Here is a 20208-nt window from a genome sequence, read left to right on the forward strand (position 1 = left end):
ATTTGATTCCACATAAAAAAAGCCGCTTAGCGGCTTTTTTTATGTGGATATTATTGAGCTTCTGGTAATTTCCAGTCTGCTCGTTCAAAATGACAAGTGTAGCCGTAAGGGTTTTTCTGCAAATAATCCTGATGTTCCTGCTCTGCATTCCAAAAATCAGTTACAGGCACTACTTCGGTAACAATACTCCCCGGCCATACACCAGACGCCTCCATTTCCGATATCAATTTCCTGGCAGTTTCCCGCTGGCTTTCATTGGCATAAAAAATTGCCGACCGGTAAGATGTGCCGATATCATTTCCTTGTCTGTTTCTTGTTGTAGGGTCGTGGATCTGGAAAAAATACTCCAGTAAACCACGGTAAGTTAACACTGCGGGGTCAAAAACAACCTCAATGCCCTCAGCATGTGTTCCATGATTCCTATAGGTGGCATTAGGAACATCACCACCTGTATAACCAACCACGGTAGAGATTACACCTGGATAATGCCTGATCAATTCTTCAACGCCCCAAAAGCAACCGCCGGCTAAAATGGCTTTTTCAGTATTCATATGTTTTCCTTTTTGATGAGTATAAAGATACGGCTCAAATTTGTAAACAACAATCCTGTTTTTTGCAATCCTATAAGCAAAGCGTCATAATTTATTGTGAATATGAAAACTAATCAGCACATTTGAAACGCTAACCAATTAAACCTCATCTAATACGCTAATTATGAAATCGGCTATATCAAGCGATTCCGGACAGGAAAAAAACACTAAAATACTAAGTGCTGCGGTCATTGTAGCATCTCTGGGTTACTTTGTAGATATTTACGATCTGTTGCTTTTTAGTATCATCAGGGTGCCAAGTTTACAATCGCTTGGGCTCTCGGGTACGGCCCTAACCAATGAAGGGATTACGCTTTTAAATGTTCAAATGATCGGGTTATTGGTAGGAGGAATTTTCTGGGGTATTCTGGGCGATAAAAAAGGACGCTTATCTGTATTATTCGGCTCTATATTTATTTATTCAGTGGCTAATATTGCCAATGGTTTTGCCAATTCTGTTGAATCTTATGGCTTCTGGCGCTTTATCGCAGGCTTTGGCCTTGCCGGTGAATTGGGTGCCGGAATTACCCTGGTTGCCGAACTGATGCCTAAAGAAAAACGTGGTTATGCTACTACGGTAGTAGCTTCTATTGGGGTTAGTGGCGCTGTAGTGGCCTATTTTATTGCAGAGTATTTTAGCTGGAGGACTTCTTACTTTATTGGTGGCGGACTGGGGCTATCCCTTCTTTTACTTAGGGTAGGGGTTTCGGAGTCTGGAATGTTTGGCAAATCTAAAAAGGAGGAACATGTATCTCATGGCAATTTCTTTTTGTTGTTTTCAGACTGGGGTCGTTTTTTTAAATACATGAGGTGTATTTTTATTGGCATCCCACTTTGGTTTGTGGTAGGAATATTGATCACCCTCTCTCCAGAATTTGGTGTCGAACTTGGTGTTCTTGGTCCAGTAAATGGCGGTGCTGCGGTAGCTTGTTGTTACGGTGGACTGGTACTTGGCGATATTGCCAGTGGTTTGTTAAGTCAGGTGTTAAAAAGCAGGATCAAGGTAGTCTATACCTATTTATTTGTAGCCATTATTGCCATTACTATATTTTTCTTTTTAAAAGGGGTTTCAGTCTTCACATTTTATGCAGTATGCGTAGCTTTGGGTTTCTCAGTAGGTTACTGGGTTATTTTTATGACCATTGCTACAGAGCAGTTTGGTACCAACATCAGGGCTACGGTAACTACTACAGCACCCAATTTTGTAAGGGGAATGGTGGTGCCCATCTCTCTTTTATTTCAGTATTTAAGAACGCAACTAAACAATTCTGCCATACAATCCGGTGCCATTGTTGGCGTCATTTGTCTCCTTCTGGCCTTTTGGTCGCTCAGCAAAATGCAAGATACTTTTTCTAAAGATCTGGATTATACGGAGCAATAGCTGCGCTTTCCCAGCCAATTAGGGCTGTTTTGCGGATGTTGCCCCACATGTAACCACCAAAATCCCCTGTGGCCTGTATAACCCGGTGACAGGGGATGAGGAAAGCTACCGGATTACTGCCAATGGCTGTACCTACTGCCCTGGAAGCTGTCGGATTTTCTATCTTGCCAGCCAGGCTGCCATAGGTAGAGAGTTTACCCATTGGGATGTTCAGCAGTGCCTCCCATACCTTGAGCTGAAAATCTGTCCCTTTCAGGTGCAGTTTTATTTCAGGCAGCAGTTGCTGTTTGTTTCCAAAAATAGACAAGGCATTTTGCTGTAAATCCGTTGTCTTTTGCTCAAATGATGCATTGGGGAATTTATTTTTAAGGAGTAAAAGCGCAACAGCTTCCTCCTCTTCATAAAATGCCAGATAACAGATGCCTTTTGCTGTGGAGGCCACCAATACATTTCCGAACTGCGTTGGGGCAAAATGATACTGAATGAGCAGGCTTTTTCCTCCGTTTTTATACTCGGCGGGTGTCATGCCTTCAATATTGATAAATAAATCATGCAGCCTGCTGGTTCCAGAAAGTCCTGTGCCATGCGCTGCATCAAATAATGTAGCCTGTTGCGTTTTTAACAAAGCCTTGGCATGTTCCAGGCTAATGTATTGCAAAAACTTTTTTGGACTGGTACCTGCCCAATCCGAAAAAAGCCGCTGAAAATGAAAAGGGCTCAGGTTTATTTTTTCTGCAAGTTCCTCAAGATTGGGTTGCTTTTTAAAATTGGCTTTTATGTAGGTAATTGCGGCTGCAATTCTATTGTAGTTAAGCAGGTCCTGTTCGTTCATGTGCTGTAATTGATGGTACGAATATCGGCATACTTTTAAGATCTGGAAATCCGAAACTTGCTGAATTTCAAACCTGCATTTTTTCTATCTTTGACGAAATTTTAATTTACACCCCTGTAATGCTGACAGATGTTTTCGATCCATTCTCATGTTAAAGCAGGATATATAGCGCAATGAAAACACAGCAGGAGCGTACGCAATTTACAGGATATCAGGTCATCGTGATCGTGATGTTGGCCATGACCCAGTTTACGGTGATACTGGATTTTATGATTATGTCGCCGCTAGGAGATATGCTCATGAAGTCGCTCAACCTTAAGCCAGCTGCGTTTGGTATTGCGGTATCGGCTTATGCCTTTAGCGCGGGACTTTCTGGTTTACTCACCGCAGGCTTTGCCGATAAATTTGACCGTAAAAAATTGCTGCTGTTTTTCTACACAGGATTCATCCTGGGCACAATTTTCTGCGGGCTTGTACATACCTATCCTTTATTGCTTGCTGCAAGAATCATTACAGGGCTTTTTGGCGGTGTAATTGGTTCTATTTCCATGGCCATTATTGCCGATATTTTCTCCCTGCAGCAACGGGGCCGTGTAATGGGCTTTGTACAGATGGGTTTCGGGGCCAGTCAGGTGCTTGGTGTACCTATTGGATTGGCCATTGCCAATATTTGGGGATGGGAAGCTCCTTTTTTAATGACGGCAGCGCTGGCGGTCATTATTGCGGTATTCATTCTTTTCAAATTAAAACCTGTTACACAGCATCTTTTGGTGCAGCAAGACAAATCGGCTTTAAGCCATTTATGGCATACAGTTGCCAAACGTAACTATCGCATTGGCTTCGCAGCTACGGCTTTACTATCTATCGGAGGTTTTATGCTGATGCCATTTGGCAGTGCCTTTGCCATCAATAACCTGGGGATAAGTACAAAACAACTGCCTACGCTTTTTATGGTATCTGGTATAAGTTCATTGGTGATCATGCCTTTAATTGGCCGCCTTAGTGATAAAATAAGCAAATTTAAAATCTTTACTTTTGCCACCATTTGGTTAATGATAGTTTGTGTATTGTATACCAATTTATCCCTAACCCCATTTTGGCTGGTGCTGATTTTTAATGTTTTAATGATGATGGGTATGCTCAGCAGAATGGTTCCTTCAACAGCTTTAACGAGTGCCGTACCAGATCTGGCAGATCGTGGCGCATTTATGAGCATCAATGCTTCGCTGCAACAAATTGCTGGCGGTGTGGGTGCTGCGGTTTCGGGAATGATTGTGGTACAGCAAACCAAAAACAGCCCTTTAGAACATTACAATATGGTAGGTTATGTCATCGTAGTCATCTCGGCATTGAGTATCTTTTTGCTTTACCGGGTAAGTCAAATTATCAATCAAAAACCATGAAACACCAGTATAAATTATCTATCCAGTGGACAGGGAATAAAGGCCGGGGCACCTCAGATTACAAATGTTACGACCGCAGTTATACCCTGCAAATTGACAACAAAATTGATTTGGCGGGTTCAGCTGATCCAACTTTTCGGGGAGACAAGCATAAACACAATCCGGAAGACATGCTGCTGGCTGCCTTAAGTTCCTGTCATATGCTGTCTTTTTTGCATGTATGTGCAGTGGGCGGCGTAGTGGTGCTTGAATATACGGACCATGCTACGGGAGAGATGCTGACCAGTTCTGATGGTTCCGGTCATTTTACCTCTGTTACGTTAAACCCTGTAGTAGTGGTAGCAGAGGCATCCATGCTCCGAAAATTGGAGGCCTATCATGAAAAAGCAAATCAACTATGCTTTATTGCCAATTCGGTCAATTTTCCTGTACATCATCATGGTATTGCTACAGCCTTAGCTTAGGCAATAGCATTATTCTCCACAGCACAGCGGTAATCAAAACTGAATTTCTATCTTTGCAAAAATCATAAAAAATGAGTCAAATTGAACAATATCCAGTGTTGGAATACACTGTTAATCTGCTTAGCAAAGCAATTGTAGATTCCAAAACTGAAAAGAAATCTGAAAGTGTTTCTGTAATCAAAGATGGCAACAGCATTATTCAGCTAGAGCATGTTGCTGAAGGCGATAATGTTACCCTTATGATCAGCGATAAAAATGAAATCCTGCTGAGTGAAGATTTGTTGGAAGAGTTGCAGGATATTTCTGCCCCTGCCAGCGCAAGCGCAGAACTTAAAGCAGCTTTACAATCTTTGGTTATCGTGGTTAACGAATTGACCATTGAAACCAAGTTTATATTTCAGGCGGTTAAAGAATCTTTTGATACTTTAAGCACCAGTTATGAATTTATTAAAACCACTGCTAAGCATGCCAATGGCTTCAGTGCAAATTTCAAGTTTGGAGACCATAAATTTGAAGTAGTGGTTGTAAACGGAGCAGGCGAAGTTACTGTTGAAGCCAACTGTGATGGTGTTAAAGATCAAAAAGTAGCTGAAACGATTAAAGGAGACGTTGCGAAGGTAGCGTCAGCCTTGAATAAATTGTTTAAATAAGGCGGTTTTTCACTTTATCTAATTTTAGAAAATATCTGCAAGAAGGGGCTATTTTTTCCCTTCTTGCAGGTGCTGGCAATATACTTCCTTATTCAGTAGCTTAAATGCTGATTGTTCTGAACTTTTATTTTTTTTACAGAAGATTGTAAATTATAATAAATTTTATACATTTGTAATGAGAGCGTTAATTTAGATTGCGGGTACCGACTGATGTTTGTGCCCGCTTTTTTATGCCTTATATTTCCTTAGAAATCACCATCCAGTCATCAGAACCACTACCTTTATCAATCCAGGTGTCCATAACTTCGGCAATTGACGGAGTTGTGATTAGGGTTTGACCGCCAGCTTTAGCAGTATCTATCATAAGGCCTGCATCTTTACGGGCCATGGTCAGCTCCCAGGAAGGATTACTAAAATCACCAGCACTCATTTTTTTTATCCTGCCTGTTAAAGAAGTAGCAGGGTTCCATTCACTGAATAAGCTAATGACATCTTCAGGAGAAATATTGGATGCTTTTGCCAGTTGAAGGCTATCTGAAAGGCCTGCCGTTACAGCCAGGATAAAAAGGTTGCCGAGTAGCTTAATACCAGCTGCTTTTCCTTCCATCTCTCCAAAATCCATTACTTTCCCTGTCATTTTTGATAATTCTGGTTTTACAGTGGCAATAAACTCTTGGTCGCCAGATACGAGCATAACTCCAGAACTTTCCAACGCATTTATGGGGCCCATAAATACAGGTGCATGTAAATACCGGAAGCCGGCATCTTTCCAATGTTTTGTTCGCTTAATTGCGCCTTCTGCTGAAGTGGTACTGTGATCTATAATTATGGCTCCAGGTTTAAATCCGGCGGCAGCTTTTGCCAATACCTCATCCACGGCAGCATCATCCTTAAGTGTAAGGTGGATGATATCTGCTCCTTCTACAGCTTTTGCTGCTTCTTCAAATGCTTTGGCACCATCCGCTTCTAATACCAGCGCTTTTTCTGCTGTTCTGTTCCAAACCTGTACCTGCTCTCCTTTGGCCAGCATTGCTTTTACAAAGTTTGAACCCAATAATCCGATCCCTAAAAATGCTTTCATCTTCTATGTTTTATTTGTATTATAGTATAACAACGGTTTGAGGCCATATGTTGATACAATTTAGTTGAAGTTATTTAAGCTATTTATTATTATTTCATAAAATATTATTGAGTTTAATGTGTTGAAGAAGCATTATGGTTTTACCATCCCTAATCTGGCCATCTCCAATCATTTGCATCGCTTTTTCAATATCCAGTTCCAGCACCTCAATATTTTCTTCTTCATCTTCCAGCCCGCCACCTTCATTTACCTTCATTTCTTTTGCGTATTCGGCAATAAAAAAGTATAAAATTTCGGTTACCGAACCTGGTGACATGTAAGCTTCAAATACTTTTTTTACTTCTGTGATTTTGTATCCGGTTTCTTCTTCTGTTTCACGTCTGATGCAGTCCTCTGCATTGTCCCTGTCCAACAGACCGGCGCATGTCTCTATCAGCATTCCTGTTTCATTGCCGTTAACAAAGGTTGGGAGGCGGAACTGCTTTGTAAGAATTACCGTTTTTTGTACTCTATTAAAGAGCAGGATTGTTGCTCCGTTCCCTCTGTCGTAGACTTCTCGGCTCTGGGTTATTTTTGCGCCATTCTTTTTAGTGAACTCGTAGGTTATCTTTCTAAGTACATACCAATTGTCCGATAGGAGTTGGGTATCTATAACTTTTATATTATCAATCATGTAGCAGAATATTGTAAGTAAGTAATCTTTGGATTACAAATTTAGGCTATTTTCAAAATTGACTAACGGCGATAGCATCAATTTCTACCTTCATGCCATCAATTGCCAGGCAGGGTACAGGAATCAGTGTGCTTGCTGGATAAGGTACAACTTTCCAGATTTTCTTTAACTCTTCGTTATAAATTTGTAGTTTTTCCAGGCTGTGGTCGACAATAAGAATGGTGAATTTGGCAACGTTTTCTGGTTTTAGGCCATTAGAATTGAGGATTGTTGTGATGTTTTGGAGTGCGAATTTTACTTGCGTCCTAAAGTCGGAACTCAGCTTGTGGTTTTTATCTTCTGCTCCACTTTGACCAGAAATAAAAAATAGCGTACTATTTTCTGGTACAATTGCAGTGTGACTGAACCCATATGGAGTTGGGTCAAAAAGGTTTTTATCATTAGTAAGATGAAATTTTCTCATTGGTAATTTTTATTTTGATGCAAAGCTAGTGTCGCACTAAATAAAAAACGTTTACATATGTTGATCCTTTCCAGGTTTTTTAACCTTCTTCCTTCCTGATTCTACTTAACTGCGTTGGTGTAATACCCAGATAGGAGGCAATTTGATGTAATTTCAATCTATTGAATAAAGCCTGATTTGCTTTAAGTGAGTGATAACGTTCTTTAGCGGTTTGCCATTTTAAATCAATTTCCATCTGTTCTTTTTTGATTACCCAATTATGTTCAAGGTATTTCAGATAAGCAAGTGCCAAGTCGTGGTATTTTTCGATAAGTTGTCTGAATGCTCTTGCCGGAAATATAACGAGTGCTGATTCTTCTAAAGCGGTAATGGTAAAATTGCTTGGTTGGCCATTTATAATCGAAGCGGTTGAAGCAACAAAACTATTTTCTTCAAAAAAGATCTTGTAAATAATATTTCCCGCATCATCGGAGGTATGGTAACCGAGCAGTCCGCTATGGACAAAATAATAATGCCTTGCAGATTCCCCGGCCTTCAAAATATCCTCATTCTTTAAAAACTTTTCAAGTTTGCAGATCTTGAGCAATTCAACCTTCGTTTGTTCCGCTAGAGGATGATAAAAAGAAATATTTTCAATCAGACTATTCATTGGTAGGTAAAGTTATAAAGTAACTACAAAAAACGGGAACTTCTATACCGGACTGTTCCCGTTTTTTAATGATGAAAACTAATACAGTACAATTATGTTTAGGAAGTATAACTTTAGCTTATGAAGAATGTACTTTGTTTACTTGTCTATATCTTTTCTATAATCATGTTGCAAAGTGCTTGTGTAAGTCTTAAAATACCTAGGCGTAATGATTTAGTGCCATTACAAGCACCCATGTTGATTGGTAAATATCCTGCCATAATTGAAAGAAAGTTAACTTTATATTCTGGTAAAGATACCTTACTGCCAACAATCATCTGGTATCATTTTAAAAACTCCCCGGGTAAAGATTCGGCTGAACTGGCTCAGGCTACACATATGGAATTGATACTTAAGGACGCGAAACATATAAGTTCTACACTATACAAAGATGATGTGGCCTTAAAAACAGATGTCATAAGAGGTCGCCTGAAAAAGGGATATTTTAGGAAAAAACATCAGCTGTCTCTAAGTGGGATACCTCCGTTTTATTGGTCTATATCTTCTAATAAAATGCAATTGGGACTAGGTAAGGAGCATCAGCTGTTTATTGACCATGCCGATGAAACGAATGGCAGTATTCTGATCATAGTTGCGGGAACTCCTGGTATAACCAGCAGCTTAAGCGTTCCGCGCTATGTAAAATAGATTTTACCGCATAAAAAAGGAGCCCCAAAATCATTTGATTTCAGGGCTCCTTTTTTATGGAAAATTTAATGTATTATTTCAATTGGAAAAGCAGTCCGGCATTGAAACCTGACCTGCTGTTTTTAAAGCTTTGATCAACGTCATTCTGTTTAAATACATCTGTGAAGCCTTCTTGTCCATCAAGTTCTAGAATGATTTTAACACGGTTGGCAACAGGAAGTTTAACACCTATTCCGTAACCTAAACCAATGTCTGTATTATGTGTATATGGTTTAAGGTCATTGCTAAAGCGACTATCCTTTGAACTTAGTAGAATGCCGGCATAAGGTCCAAAGTGAAGATACCAGTTTCTTTTACGACCAAAATGCCAGTTTGCCATCAATGGTATACTCAGGTAATCAATGTTGAAATTGGTTTTAAACTCCTGACCGCTGTCAGTATCTCTGACGAAGCCATCAGCCCAGCCTTTTTGGTCATAAGTTAATTTGGTTTTAATACTCCATCTGTCAGAGAAGAAATAGTCGGCAATAACACCAGCGTTAAAACCACTTCTATAACTGCTGTTTGTATTTGTACCACTAGTTACGGTAGCCGCGTTATAACCTACGTTGAACCCGAATTCAAAACTGCCTTTTTCTTGAGAAAGAGCGTTAAAATAACATACTACTGCAAGTAGTACCAAGCTTAATTTTTTCATATATTTTCGTTAAAAGATTTCACGAAAATATACATAGTTTTTAAGAATACATAAAGAGAATTGAAGTAGCAATATTAATAATCAAAGTCTTCCCGATCTGTGTTTAAGCTAAGATCATCCTCTGTATCATGATTTAAATCTAGATCATCATTTTCTACCTCATTATCCTCTTGATCAGGATCTGGAAGCTCATCTCCGTCGGGAAGACCATCTTCTGTACTTCGATCTTCCAGCGCGTTTTCATCCCGTAGTTTATCTTCTTCTTTTGGATCTTTTGATGGTTCAAATTGATGTTTCATATAAATAGGATTTGTGAAAGATTTATGAGTATAACGTCTTTGAATAAAATATGTTTGTAGTTGACAAAACTTACTAAACAATAAATTGTAAAACCTGATTGTTTAGGCGCTATTTTTGTTTAGGTTTATAAATGGAGTCCAGAGACCATTGAAAACGGGGCAGAAGCTGTGCCTTAACAGTCAAATCTAAATTAATTAAATTATGGAGTGGTATTTAAAAGTGCTTAAAAGTTATGGTGATTTCCGCACCAGATCAAGAAGGAAAGAATTTTGGATGTTTGTGTTATTTCAACTTATAGCGTTAATAATTACTAGTATTATTGACAATGTATTAGGTACGACTTTTAAAATGGACACTGGCTTTGGGGTTCAAAGTCTTCCGTATGGATATGTATACATGTTGTATGCTTTAGTGACACTTGTACCAGGCATTGCGGTTACAGTTAGACGTCTTCATGATGTAGGCAAATCTGGCTGGTTCTATTTTATTGCACTTATACCTATTGTTGGTGGGATTTGGCTACTTGTGTTGTTATGTACAGATAGCGAGATTATGGAGAATAAATGGGGACCAAATCCCAAAGGAGATATTTTAAATCCCGATCATTTTGGAACGAATGAAGTTCAAAATTTCTAAATATAAATAAATTAAAGAGGCCACATACGTGGCCTCTTTAATTTAAACTAAGCTGGTAACCAACTCACGTTTCTTTTTCATGTGCCTTTGCAAGGCCGACCCTGCATAATGCGGGTGCCGGCGCAATTCATTTACATTGAGGCGGAGTGCCTGGCCGTTACGCCAAATGTATTTGCCTGCGGTAAGTACTTTTCCATTGATGGCATGGGTAATGCTGCTGTCATCAACTCCTGTTTCAATACCTGCTAAATAGGCATTCTTGAATGATTTGATCCATCTGCCATCCAAATCATACTGAGAAATAGTGGTGTCAGATTTGATTCTTGGATTTACTTTAATTTTCTTTTTGATTTCTTTGCTCCAGATGAAGCCGCCGTAGGTTAAGCCCTCACCACGAATTACTTTTCTTATACCTTGATAATGAAAGCCTACCGCCTTACCTGCCGTTTTTGTATTGGTGTAGGTGTTCAATAGATTTCCTTCAAGGTCATACTGCCCAACAGTGTGTTGTTTTCCGGCAAGGGGAGAACTTGGATGCCAGCGCTCTTTTAATAAAGGAGTAAGGTCAATACTTGGCTCTGCGCCTCGCCTCCAGATATAACCGCATGCAGTAAGTGCTTTTTTGCCCTGGGCTGCGTAGGTAATAAATTGTTGTGAACTGTTCATTGCCTCTGCGGCAATTCTAGCGTTGGGATAAGTTTCTAGTAGGTCTCCACTTAGGTTGTACCGGCTAATAGTTGCAATTAACTTTTTACGTTCTATCATAGCATTTATCCGATTGAGATTGCGAATTTAAACATATGTATTTGGTGAATATTTACATCAATAACTCAAACACACGAAGAATATTATGTGTTTATGAATATTAATTATAAATATATTGATATTTTATATTAAAAAGACCTTTTTAGCAAAATTTATCTCCTTTGAGCTCTGTTTTAAAGTTTGTATCCTAAAGCCTGGGCTGATGTTTGCATGATTGGCAGCATCGGAAACCGTAGTCTGTTTAATTTTATATGTGCCAAAATTAAGCTCGTTGAATTGTACCTTCATCCAGCGGGAAATATTTAAGATCACCTATTTAATTAAGGTTTTCAGTTGTTCAGGAAAACAATGTTGATTTCTAGCTTTTTGAATGGTTTTTTAATTGAGTTCTTTAATAGAGAATTCTATAGGTGGAATTATTGTTAATTAGAAAAGCCCATCCTTTGGGAGATGGGCCTTCCTATTCTTAACAGTGAGCTTGTTATTTGTTGTTCAGAAACACAAACTTATGGTCAAACATGTCTAATTTAATTTTGCTTTCCTTGTCAATTTTATCGGCCAGGATCTCTTTAGACAACTCATTGAGGATGCGTTTTTGAATAACCCGTTTTAAAGGCCTTGCTCCAAACTGAGGGTCGAAACCAAGTTCGGCAAGCCAGTCTAAAGCTTCTGTGGTGGCCTCCATTTCTATGCCCATATCTGCAAGGGTTTGCTGTACTTGTTTAAACTGCAACTCAACAATGTTCCTCACTTCAGAACGGTTGAGTGGTGTAAACATGATCAGCTCATCTATACGGTTTAAAAACTCAGGTCTGATGGTTTGTTTCAACAATTCAAACAGCTCATTTTTAGTTTTAGCAATTACTTCATCTCTATTGTGCTCATCCAGCAACTTAAAGTTATCCTGAATCATGTGTGCACCAATATTGGAAGTCATGATGATGATGGTGTTCTTAAAATTCACCGTACGACCTTTGTTATCAGTTAAACGTCCATCATCCAGCACCTGCAGCAATATGTTAAATACATCTGGATGGGCTTTTTCAATTTCATCCAGCAATACTACAGAGTAGGGTCTGCGGCGTACGGCCTCAGTAAGTTGACCACCTTCATCGTATCCTACGTATCCTGGAGGCGCTCCAATTAACCTGGATACTGCATGCCTTTCCTGGTATTCGCTCATGTCTATCCGGGTAAGTGCGTTTTCATCATTGAACAGGAACTCTGCCAGGGCCTTAGCAAGCTCGGTTTTACCTACGCCCGTTGTGCCCAGAAAGATAAAGGAGCCAATAGGTTTGCGTTTATCCTGCAAGCCTGCTCTTGACCGGCGGATAGCGTCAGAAATGGCTTCAATGGCTTCATCCTGACCTGCTACACGTTTGTGCAGTTCATCTTCCAAATGCAGCAATTTTTCACGCTCACTGGCTACCAGTTTAGTTACAGGGATCCCTGTCCACCTGGCTACCACACCGGCAATGTCATCTGCCGTAACTTCCTCTTTAAGCATCCGGCTCTCGCTCTGCTGATTCTTTAAAGTTTCTTTGTATTGCGCTACTTTGTCTTGGGCTTCTTTTATTTTTCCATAACGGATTTCTGCCACGCGACCGTAATCACCTGCACGTTCTGCCTGATCTGCTTCGAGTTTGTAATTCTCTATCTCTTCCAGCATGTTGTTCATGCCGTCTACCACATCTTTTTCACCCTGCCATTTGGCTTTGAGTTCATCACGTTCTGCAGATAGATTGGCAATTTCTTCGGCCAGGGCGGCTACTTTTTTATCGTCTTTTTCTCGTTTTATGGCTTCGCGCTCAATTTCCAGTTGCATGATCTTTCTGTCCAGCTCATCTACGTTTTCTGGTACGCTGTCCATTTCCATACGCAACTTGGAAGCCGCCTCATCCATAAGGTCAATGGCTTTATCTGGAAGAAAACGATCGGCAATGTAGCGTTGCGACATTTCTACTGCTGCAATAATGGCTTCATCCCTGATCCGTACTTTGTGGTGGCTTTCATAGCGTTCTTTTAATCCACGCAGGATGGAAATTGCATCCAGTGTATCCGGCTCGCCAACCATTACCTTCTGGAAACGGCGTTCTAAAGCCTTATCTTTCTCCAAGTATTTCTGGTATTCATCCAAAGTAGTTGCACCTATAGCACGCAGTTCTCCACGGGCAAGGGCGGGTTTTAAAATATTTGCTGCATCCATTGCACCTTCACCACCACCTGCGCCAACCAGGGTATGGATCTCATCTATAAACAGGATCAGGTCGCCATCACTTTGTGCTACTTCTTTAACCACTGCTTTTAAACGTTCTTCAAACTCACCTTTATATTTGGCACCTGCAATTAAGGCACCCATATCTAGTGAGAAGACAGTTTTAGATTTTAAGTTTTCTGGTACATCCCCTTTAATGATCCTAAAGGCAATCCCTTCGGCGATGGCAGTTTTACCCACACCAGGCTCTCCAATTAAGATAGGATTGTTTTTGGTGCGGCGGGAGAGGATCTGAATAACACGCCTGATTTCTTCATCACGGCCAATAACCGGATCCAGCTTGCCTGATTCTGCATACTCATTAAGATTACGGGCATATTTATTCAGAGCGTTAAAAGTAGCTTCGGCATTTTGATCAGTTACCCGGTTATCACCCCTAAGTTCGGTAATTGCTTTTTTAAGGTCTTTTTCGGTTACGCCCTGTTCTTTCAGTAATTTTGAAGTTTGATCGTTAACGGCTAAAAGTCCCAATAAGAGGTGCTCTACAGATACAAACTCGTCTTTAAACTCTTTTAAATAAGCCTGTGCTTTTTGTATGGCCGAATTGGCACCAGAGGATAAATATACATTGCTTCCGCTAACCTTAGGGAATTTAGCAATTTGTATGTCCAGATTCTGGTTCAGTGTATTAAGGTGGACATTTAATTTTTTTAGTACGTAAGAGACTACGTTTTCATCAACAGTGAGCAGACCTTTTAGCAGGTGTGCTGTTTCAATAGCCTGGTGCTGATTGCCCTGAGCTATTTCAGAAGCCTGTTGAATTGCTTCCTGGGCTTTTATTGTAAAGTTGTTGAAGTTCATATGTGCTTATTCACAAAGTAAATGCCATCCTCTCTTTTAATTAGCAATCGGAAATTCTGTCGCGTTGTTAAGTTTTTGAGTGACTAAATTACTGTTTTGTAGTTGTTTGCACTGAAATTTTGTCGCTCGTAGACGTTTTTTAGATTTTAGGGGGTAACATTTGGGCGTATCGGCTGATATCAATGTAAAATCAATTAAACAGATGAAGAAGTTGATATATGCGTTGGTGAATATTCCTGTTTCAATACTGACGCAACAGTTCCCGGAAGCTCCGATGTGTTTTTACATGTTGAAAAATGCAATTTCTTCATGGCTCGCTACGGCTGGTTATAAAACATTACTGGCTATGGATTTGAAAACACATGCCTGTGAATTTAGAACTAAGCAGCCGATAGTGGTAACTAAGGTGGGGTACAGGGCCTGGCGGGCAGGTATTGTTTACAGCATTTCTTTTTGGGAGCCTAATTGTGAATTTTCGCTAAGTACTTGTATCGTTGAACCAAAAGATATCAAAAACATCCAATTTTTCTCGCTTCAGGAGCCGATATGCCTTAGTCCGGAAAAGACTTATTATATCAGCAGAACTTACCTCAGTGGTGGCCCAAATGATGACATTACAGATTATGTAGGCTGGTTAAGTAATAACGTTGGATCTGCGATTTGTCCATTCATTGAGGGCGTGATTCAATTATCAAGGGGCTTTTTTAGTGATGATATTAACCCGTTTAACAGTGAATGCACTGCTAATATCTCTACAAGTTCTCTGTTGCCTTTATTGGATTTTGAATACCGATTGCTGTAACCTGATGTTATCACTTAAAAGTCATCTCTTTGGAATGAATAGGAATATCGGGAAAAGTCGATATATCTTTGTGGCATGGAACAACTGGAGATTTTCAAAGCCCTGTCTAATAAAAGCCGACTGCAGATTTTGGCTTGGCTAAAAGAACCGGAGCAGCATTTCCCCTCACAGGAGCATGCCGATTTCAGGACTGTTGGGGTATGTGTGGGTCAGATTCAGCAAAAGGCGGGGTTGACACAATCAACAGTTTCAGAATACCTGTCCATATTGCAGCGCGCGGGACTAATAGAATCGACCAGGGTGGGGCAGTGGACCTATTACAAAAGAAATGAGGCAGCTTTTGCTGCCTTGAGCAATTTAATTAAAACGGAAATATAAAATTATCAATATGAGTACAGCAAATTTATTCAGGCCGTTTAACCTGAAATCCTTAAATATTAAAAACAGGATAGTAATGGCGCCCATGACGCGCTCATTTTCACCTGATGGTGTGCCTACAGCCGAGGTTGCCACTTATTATAAAAAAAGAGCAGCCGGAGAGGTAGGCTTAATTTTGTCTGAAGGAACTGTGATTGACCGGCCTTCATCATCTAATGATGCAAACATTCCTCATTTTTACGGTACAGCTGCCTTAGCAGGATGGAAAGGCGTAATTAATAGTGTACATGAGGCTGGCGGGCAAATGGGGCCGCAAATCTGGCATATGGGCGTAATGGAGAATCACCATTCTGGCTGGAAACCTGCTGTTCCTTTTGAGGGACCATCGAGCTTTAACAGACCGGGATTTGAGAATGGTGTAGCCATGACTGATGCCGACATTGCAGATACCATTGCAGCTTATGGACAGGCTGCTGCTGATGCTAAGGCCCTGGGATTTGATACTGTGGAACTTCATGGCGCCCACCAATACTTAATAGACCAGTTTTTTTGGGAAGGTACAAATAACCGTACTGATGGCTATGGTGGTAAAACGCTTGCAGAGCGGACTCGTTTTGGTGTAGAGGTTATTAAAGAAGTGCGTAAAAGAGTGGGTGAAGATTTCGCTTTAATTATTCGCCTGTCACAGTTTAAACCTGCTGCTTATGATTTTAAACTTGCAAAAACAGAAGCAGAGATGGAGCAATGGTTAACACCGCTTGCGGACGCTGGAATAGATATTTTTCATTGTTCTCAGCGTCGTTTTTGGGAGCCCGAGTTTGAGGGTTCTGACTTAAACTTTGCCGGCTGGGCTAAAAAAATTACCGGAAAACCAACCATTACGGTAGGCTCCGTTGGTTTGGATGGCGATTTTTTTGGTGCATTTGCAGGCGAAAGCTCACAGCCAAGTTCTTTAGATGAGCTGATGCGCAGAATGGATAGGGGTGATTTTGACCTTGTTGCGGTGGGAAGGCCTTTGCTGGCAGATCCGGAATGGGTAACAAAAATCAGGGAAAACCGTTTAGATGAATTGGAGGGTTTTACAAAAGACGCGCTGGCCAGATTGGTTTAGCTGCATAAAAAAGGCGCTGGTTTACATTTAACCAGCGCCTTTTTTGTTAGTGGCTATTAACCCAAAACTTCTTTTAACCTTGAAGTTTGATGGTCTGCAAGTTTTTGCAATGGTCCTGCGGCCAGCATTTTCATCATCATATTTAAATCTGCTGATAAAATATGTGTAGCAGTGGTGCCACCATTTTCATTGGCTTGTACTGTCCATTTCAATTCAATATCAAAGGGTGCTTTTTCTGAAGGAATGGCTACCAGTTCTTGATTGGCTATCCTGCTGGAAATTTTTATGGCTAGCTTAGCCATATTTTGAATCGTAAAACTAGCCTCGTCTTCCGTAGAAGACCAGTTGTAGATGTTTTCGGGCATCAATTGCTGATGGTTATTTAAATCAGCTAAAAAGGCGTAGACTTTTTCTACGGGTGCATTCAGCTCAGTGGCACTTTCAATGATAGTCATATGTTAATTAAGATTTTTCTTCTAATGTTGAACCCCATTCTGCAGGGTTTTGACGCCATTTGCTCAGCAGGTCTACATCATTTTGCGCAATAAAGCTGTGTTCTGCTGCATATTCTATTAATGTATTGTAGTTAGAAAGTGTAGCATAACGGCACTTGGCTTCTTTAAAGTTTTCTTCTGCTTTGTCAAAACCATAGGTAAATATTGCCACCAGGCCCGCAACTGATAAACCTGCATTTCTTAAGGCTTCTACAGCTTGTAAGCTGCTTTTTCCTGTGGAGATCAAATCTTCAATTACCACTACGCGCTGTCCTTCTACAATTTCGCCTTCAATAAGACTTCCGGTGCCATGTTCTTTCGCTTTTGCACGTACGTAGGCAAAAGGAAGACCCAGTTCCTGGGCTACCAGTGCTCCCTGAGGAATACCAGCAGTAGCTACTCCAGCAATCAAATCAACAGAGCCAAACTCTTCCTGAATCAGCTGTGTAAGTTTTTGTCTGATGTATGTTCTTACTGAAGGGTGAGATAATGTAACCCTGTTGTCGCAATAAATTGGCGACTTCCAGCCCGATGCCCATGTAAATGGATTAGCAGGTTGCAGTTTTATTGCCTTTATTTGTAATAAAAATTCCGCTACCTTTAATTCAATATCACTTTTATTATACATGGCCCAAAAATACATAATATATCTAAACGATAGCAGTCTGTTATTAACGGATTCTCTTGCCGGACAAACTAGCGAAATTCAACAACTTGATGTACAGGATTTTGATTTTTTAACATTTTATAAAAATCTGAATGGTAAAGCTGGTAAAGATTATGTTTTAATTGCAGAAGATCCGAAATCTATCCTGCAAAAGATCAAGAAGCAGACCTTTAGAATTAAAGCCGCAGGGGGTCTGGTGCAAAATTCATCAGGTAAATTTCTATTTATTTTTAGAAATAAACGATGGGATTTGCCAAAGGGAAAGGTGGAAAAGAAAGAAAAAATGAAAGAAGCCGCCCTTCGTGAAGTAGAGGAAGAATGTGGTGTTAAAATAAAAACCAATGATGAAAAGATCTGCCGTACCTACCATGTGTATCCTCTGGACAATAAGATTGTACTGAAGAAAACGAATTGGTACAGTATGACGGTAAAAGGAAGCCCTAAATTGGTTCCTCAGCTTGAAGAAGGTATTACCAAAGCAGTATGGCTTGGAAAAGAAGAACTGAAACCAGTTTTGGAAGATACTTTTCCACTGATTTTAGAAGTATTGAAAGCTGGTGGCTTAATTTAAGTTGTTTGCTTTAAAAATTCCATCGCTGCTTGTGGCATAAAAGCACTTACATCACCATTGTTGCGGAGAATATCCCTGACAATGGTGGAGCTGATGGCTGAATATTCTGGCTTGCTGAGGATAAAAATAGTTTCCATTTGGGGCATCATAGTCTGATTGATTTGTGCGATTGCTTTTTCGTATTCAAAATCTGCAACGGATCGAAGCCCACGTACCATATAACTGGCATTAATCTTTTTGCAGAAGTCTACCGTAAGCCCTTCATAAAGCGCTATTTCTACATTTTTATCTTCAGAAAAAACGGCTTTTACAATTTCTTCCCGTTTTTGCGCGGTTAAAAAGCCTTGTTTTGAGCTGTTTAATCCTATACCAATCACAATTTTATCAAATAATGGCAGGGCACGTTTTAAGATATCTACATGGGCAATGGTAATGGGGTCAAAAGAACCGGGAAACAATGCTATTTTCATGTTAAGGGGTTTTATGCTCAAAGAAACTAAATGAAGAATTGCCATACCTCCGGGTTTCTTTGTAACCTGGTTGTGCGTTTAATTTCAATAAGGATGGGTGCTCTACAATAAGTATTCCATTGGGCGTTAACAGGTTGTTTTGTGCAACAAGTTGAGGGATCAACGGAATGGTAGGTAAATCATAAGGGGGGTCTGCAAAGATGATTTGGTATGACTTTTTATGGTTTTCCAAAAATTTAAAAACATCTCCTTTTTGCACGTCAATTTCATCAAGTTTATGCTTCTCTATCATTGATTTTACCCAATATACACAGCCAGAATGTTTATCAACCGCAGTAACGGTTGCCGCAGCACGGGAGGCGAATTCAAAACTGACATTTCCGGTACCACAAAAAAGGTCAAGAACGTTACAGCTTTCAAAGTCATAAGTATTGTACAGGATATTGAAAAGGGCCTCTTTGGCCATATCTGTTGTGGGCCTTACCGGCAGACTTGCAGGCGCCTCAAAGCGGATACCTTTTAATCTTCCTCCAATTATTCGCATAGGTTGAGCGCTAATAAATTTGTGTAATATTGGGTCGGCATATCATCTAGCAAGCTTAAATCCAGACCGGTGTATTCCGGCGTATTCAGACTGATTTTTTCAAAATACTTGCTGATTACATTATGGTTTGAATCTTCATTGTGAATAATACCACTAAGGTAAACATTGCAAAGGCTTTGATCTACCTGCAATTGCTGACAGATCAGCAAAAGGTAGTAATTGAACTCTTCGCTGTTTTCAATTTCAAATGCATTGTAAAAAACCAGTTTTTGGTCTGCTGTATATACAGCTTGAAAAGAACCTGCAGTAAAGTCTAAGAACAAGCTATTGCCGCTGAAGGTACGGTTTAAGGCAAGGGTAGGTGCAAGGTGATCATAACGCTTAGCGCTTTCAAGACAAGCATTTAAATTTTCTTCTATAAACTGACGAAATGTGAATATAGATTTAAAGCCAAAAGAGGTATGGGGCTGTACGTAAATGTTGGCAGAAGACTCTTCTGCGAAATATCTGGTATAGCTGTTTATTGTGCTGATATCAAAGATTTCATTTGGTATAGCTATAGAATTTACAGTATATACCGAGATCTTGATGTTGGCAAAAGGCAATTGTAAATATTGATCTTCTTTAAGTGCTGTGGCCATATTGCGGGCAACATCAACACATTCTTGCTGGTCGTAAACCAGAAGCAGCTTTTTACTGGCAGGATGAATAATGGCGTAGCTGAAGCTATCTAAGCTTGCCTTTACTAGTAAAGTGCAAGCGGAGGTCGCATTTTGGTCAAATTCCGGGTCTACCAGTAAGATGCTTTTTTTATTGATCATGTA

Annotated in this window: 25 protein-coding genes; 10 read left to right on the top strand and 15 right to left on the bottom strand. The window is 40.1% G+C overall.

Features of this window, described 5'->3' with window-relative positions:
- Positions 1-50: 50 nt before the first annotated feature.
- Positions 51-551, bottom strand: coding sequence for a peptide-methionine (S)-S-oxide reductase MsrA (gene msrA, locus LPB86_RS14465; RefSeq protein WP_230645152.1), 501 nt, complete (start codon positions 549-551; stop codon positions 51-53).
- Between the two features lie 163 nt (positions 552-714).
- Between msrA and LPB86_RS14470 the strand changes: the two genes are divergently transcribed.
- Positions 715-1971 (top strand): MFS transporter, encoded by a 1257-nt coding sequence (locus tag LPB86_RS14470; protein ID WP_230645154.1) that lies wholly within the window; start codon positions 715-717, stop codon positions 1969-1971.
- On the opposite strand, the gene LPB86_RS14475 is transcribed toward LPB86_RS14470, so the two are convergent.
- Positions 1943-2803 (bottom strand): methylated-DNA--[protein]-cysteine S-methyltransferase, encoded by an 861-nt coding sequence (locus LPB86_RS14475; protein ID WP_230645156.1) that lies wholly within the window; start codon positions 2801-2803, stop codon positions 1943-1945. The genes LPB86_RS14470 and LPB86_RS14475 overlap by 29 nt on opposite strands.
- A gap of 173 nt (positions 2804-2976) precedes the next feature.
- On the opposite strand from LPB86_RS14475, the gene LPB86_RS14480 reads away from it, so the two are divergent.
- The 3 genes from LPB86_RS14480 to LPB86_RS14490 all read left to right on the top strand — a co-directional run bounded on the left by LPB86_RS14480 (position 2977) and on the right by LPB86_RS14490 (position 5320).
- Positions 2977-4206, top strand: a complete 1230-nt coding sequence (locus LPB86_RS14480; protein ID WP_230645158.1) for an MFS transporter — start codon at positions 2977-2979, stop codon at positions 4204-4206.
- The gene (locus LPB86_RS14485; protein ID WP_230645160.1) at positions 4203-4670 is read left to right on the top strand and encodes an OsmC family protein; all 468 of its coding nucleotides are present in this window, start codon (positions 4203-4205) and stop codon (positions 4668-4670) included. Before LPB86_RS14480 ends, LPB86_RS14485 begins: the two co-directional genes overlap by 4 nt.
- Before the next feature lie 71 nt (positions 4671-4741).
- On the top strand, positions 4742-5320 hold the full coding sequence (locus tag LPB86_RS14490) for a hypothetical protein (RefSeq protein WP_230645162.1): 579 nt from the start codon (positions 4742-4744) through the stop codon (positions 5318-5320).
- Between the two features lie 235 nt (positions 5321-5555).
- Here the strand turns inward: LPB86_RS14490 and LPB86_RS14495 are convergent, their stop codons facing one another.
- From LPB86_RS14495 to LPB86_RS14510, 4 genes are all read right to left on the bottom strand, one after another.
- A complete protein-coding gene (locus LPB86_RS14495; protein ID WP_230645164.1) occupies positions 5556-6401 on the bottom strand; it encodes an NAD(P)-dependent oxidoreductase in 846 nt (281 codons plus the stop codon).
- A gap of 94 nt (positions 6402-6495) precedes the next feature.
- Positions 6496-7074 carry a GDP-mannose pyrophosphatase NudK gene (gene nudK / locus LPB86_RS14500; protein ID WP_230645166.1) on the bottom strand — a complete coding sequence of 193 codons (579 nt, stop codon included), beginning with the start codon at positions 7072-7074 and terminating at the stop codon, positions 6496-6498.
- 52 nt (positions 7075-7126) lie between these two features.
- Positions 7127-7537: a RidA family protein gene (locus LPB86_RS14505; protein WP_230645168.1), complete on the bottom strand. Its 411-nt coding sequence runs from the start codon at positions 7535-7537 to the stop codon at positions 7127-7129.
- Between the two features lie 79 nt (positions 7538-7616).
- Positions 7617-8186, bottom strand: coding sequence for a Crp/Fnr family transcriptional regulator (locus tag LPB86_RS14510; RefSeq protein ID WP_230645170.1), 570 nt, complete (start codon positions 8184-8186; stop codon positions 7617-7619).
- Between the two features lie 120 nt (positions 8187-8306).
- Here LPB86_RS14510 and LPB86_RS14515 point away from each other — a divergent pair, with 120 nt between their 5' ends.
- Positions 8307-8873, top strand: coding sequence for a hypothetical protein (locus tag LPB86_RS14515; protein WP_230645172.1), 567 nt, complete (start codon positions 8307-8309; stop codon positions 8871-8873).
- A gap of 73 nt (positions 8874-8946) precedes the next feature.
- On the opposite strand, the gene LPB86_RS14520 is transcribed toward LPB86_RS14515, so the two are convergent.
- Together LPB86_RS14520 and LPB86_RS14525 are read right to left on the bottom strand one after the other, a co-directional pair.
- Entirely contained in the window at positions 8947-9570 is a 624-nt protein-coding gene (locus LPB86_RS14520; protein ID WP_230645174.1) for a porin family protein, read from the bottom strand.
- 74 nt (positions 9571-9644) lie between these two features.
- Entirely contained in the window at positions 9645-9869 is a 225-nt protein-coding gene (locus tag LPB86_RS14525; RefSeq protein WP_230645176.1) for a hypothetical protein, read from the bottom strand.
- A gap of 202 nt (positions 9870-10071) precedes the next feature.
- Here LPB86_RS14525 and LPB86_RS14530 point away from each other — a divergent pair, with 202 nt between their 5' ends.
- Positions 10072-10506, top strand: coding sequence for a DUF805 domain-containing protein (locus LPB86_RS14530; RefSeq protein ID WP_230645178.1), 435 nt, complete (start codon positions 10072-10074; stop codon positions 10504-10506).
- A gap of 42 nt (positions 10507-10548) precedes the next feature.
- On the opposite strand, the gene LPB86_RS14535 is transcribed toward LPB86_RS14530, so the two are convergent.
- Together LPB86_RS14535 and clpB are read right to left on the bottom strand one after the other, a co-directional pair.
- The gene (locus tag LPB86_RS14535; RefSeq protein WP_230645180.1) at positions 10549-11271 is read right to left on the bottom strand and encodes an NUMOD1 domain-containing DNA-binding protein; all 723 of its coding nucleotides are present in this window, start codon (positions 11269-11271) and stop codon (positions 10549-10551) included.
- Between the two features lie 481 nt (positions 11272-11752).
- Positions 11753-14347: an ATP-dependent chaperone ClpB gene (clpB, locus tag LPB86_RS14540; protein WP_230645182.1), complete on the bottom strand. Its 2595-nt coding sequence runs from the start codon at positions 14345-14347 to the stop codon at positions 11753-11755.
- Positions 14348-14549: 202 nt separating this feature from the next.
- Here clpB and LPB86_RS14545 point away from each other — a divergent pair, with 202 nt between their 5' ends.
- The 3 genes from LPB86_RS14545 to LPB86_RS14555 all read left to right on the top strand — a co-directional run bounded on the left by LPB86_RS14545 (position 14550) and on the right by LPB86_RS14555 (position 16638).
- Positions 14550-15149: a hypothetical protein gene (locus LPB86_RS14545; protein WP_230645184.1), complete on the top strand. Its 600-nt coding sequence runs from the start codon at positions 14550-14552 to the stop codon at positions 15147-15149.
- A 75-nt stretch (positions 15150-15224) separates the two neighbouring features.
- Positions 15225-15527, top strand: coding sequence for a helix-turn-helix transcriptional regulator (locus tag LPB86_RS14550; protein WP_230645186.1), 303 nt, complete (start codon positions 15225-15227; stop codon positions 15525-15527).
- 10 nt (positions 15528-15537) lie between these two features.
- Positions 15538-16638, top strand: coding sequence for an NADH:flavin oxidoreductase (locus LPB86_RS14555; protein WP_230645188.1), 1101 nt, complete (start codon positions 15538-15540; stop codon positions 16636-16638).
- 56 nt (positions 16639-16694) lie between these two features.
- Here LPB86_RS14555 and LPB86_RS14560 read toward each other — a convergent pair whose 3' ends face one another.
- Positions 16695-17093: an SRPBCC family protein gene (locus LPB86_RS14560; RefSeq protein ID WP_230645190.1), complete on the bottom strand. Its 399-nt coding sequence runs from the start codon at positions 17091-17093 to the stop codon at positions 16695-16697.
- Between the two features lie 7 nt (positions 17094-17100).
- On the bottom strand, positions 17101-17760 hold the full coding sequence (pyrE, locus tag LPB86_RS14565; protein ID WP_230645192.1) for an orotate phosphoribosyltransferase: 660 nt from the start codon (positions 17758-17760) through the stop codon (positions 17101-17103).
- Between pyrE and LPB86_RS14570 the strand changes: the two genes are divergently transcribed.
- Positions 17759-18370, top strand: coding sequence for an NUDIX hydrolase (locus tag LPB86_RS14570; protein ID WP_230645194.1), 612 nt, complete (start codon positions 17759-17761; stop codon positions 18368-18370). The genes pyrE and LPB86_RS14570 overlap by 2 nt on opposite strands.
- On the opposite strand, the gene coaD is transcribed toward LPB86_RS14570, so the two are convergent.
- From coaD to LPB86_RS14585, 3 genes are read right to left on the bottom strand one after another with little or no spacing between them, the layout of a single operon-like run.
- Complete coding sequence (gene coaD, locus LPB86_RS14575; RefSeq protein ID WP_230645196.1) at positions 18367-18840, bottom strand: pantetheine-phosphate adenylyltransferase; 474 nt, start codon at positions 18838-18840, stop codon at positions 18367-18369. The two genes, LPB86_RS14570 and coaD, sit on opposite strands and share 4 nt — an antisense overlap.
- A gap of 1 nt (position 18841) precedes the next feature.
- Positions 18842-19384, bottom strand: a complete 543-nt coding sequence (locus LPB86_RS14580; protein WP_230645198.1) for an RsmD family RNA methyltransferase — start codon at positions 19382-19384, stop codon at positions 18842-18844.
- Complete coding sequence (locus LPB86_RS14585; protein ID WP_230645200.1) at positions 19375-20205, bottom strand: DUF3822 family protein; 831 nt, start codon at positions 20203-20205, stop codon at positions 19375-19377. The genes LPB86_RS14580 and LPB86_RS14585 overlap by 10 nt, the downstream gene beginning before the upstream one ends.
- Positions 20206-20208: the final 3 nt, after the last annotated feature.

It is taken from the genome of Pedobacter sp. MC2016-14 (genome assembly GCF_020991475.1).
GTDB lineage: Bacteria > Bacteroidota > Bacteroidia > Sphingobacteriales > Sphingobacteriaceae > Pedobacter.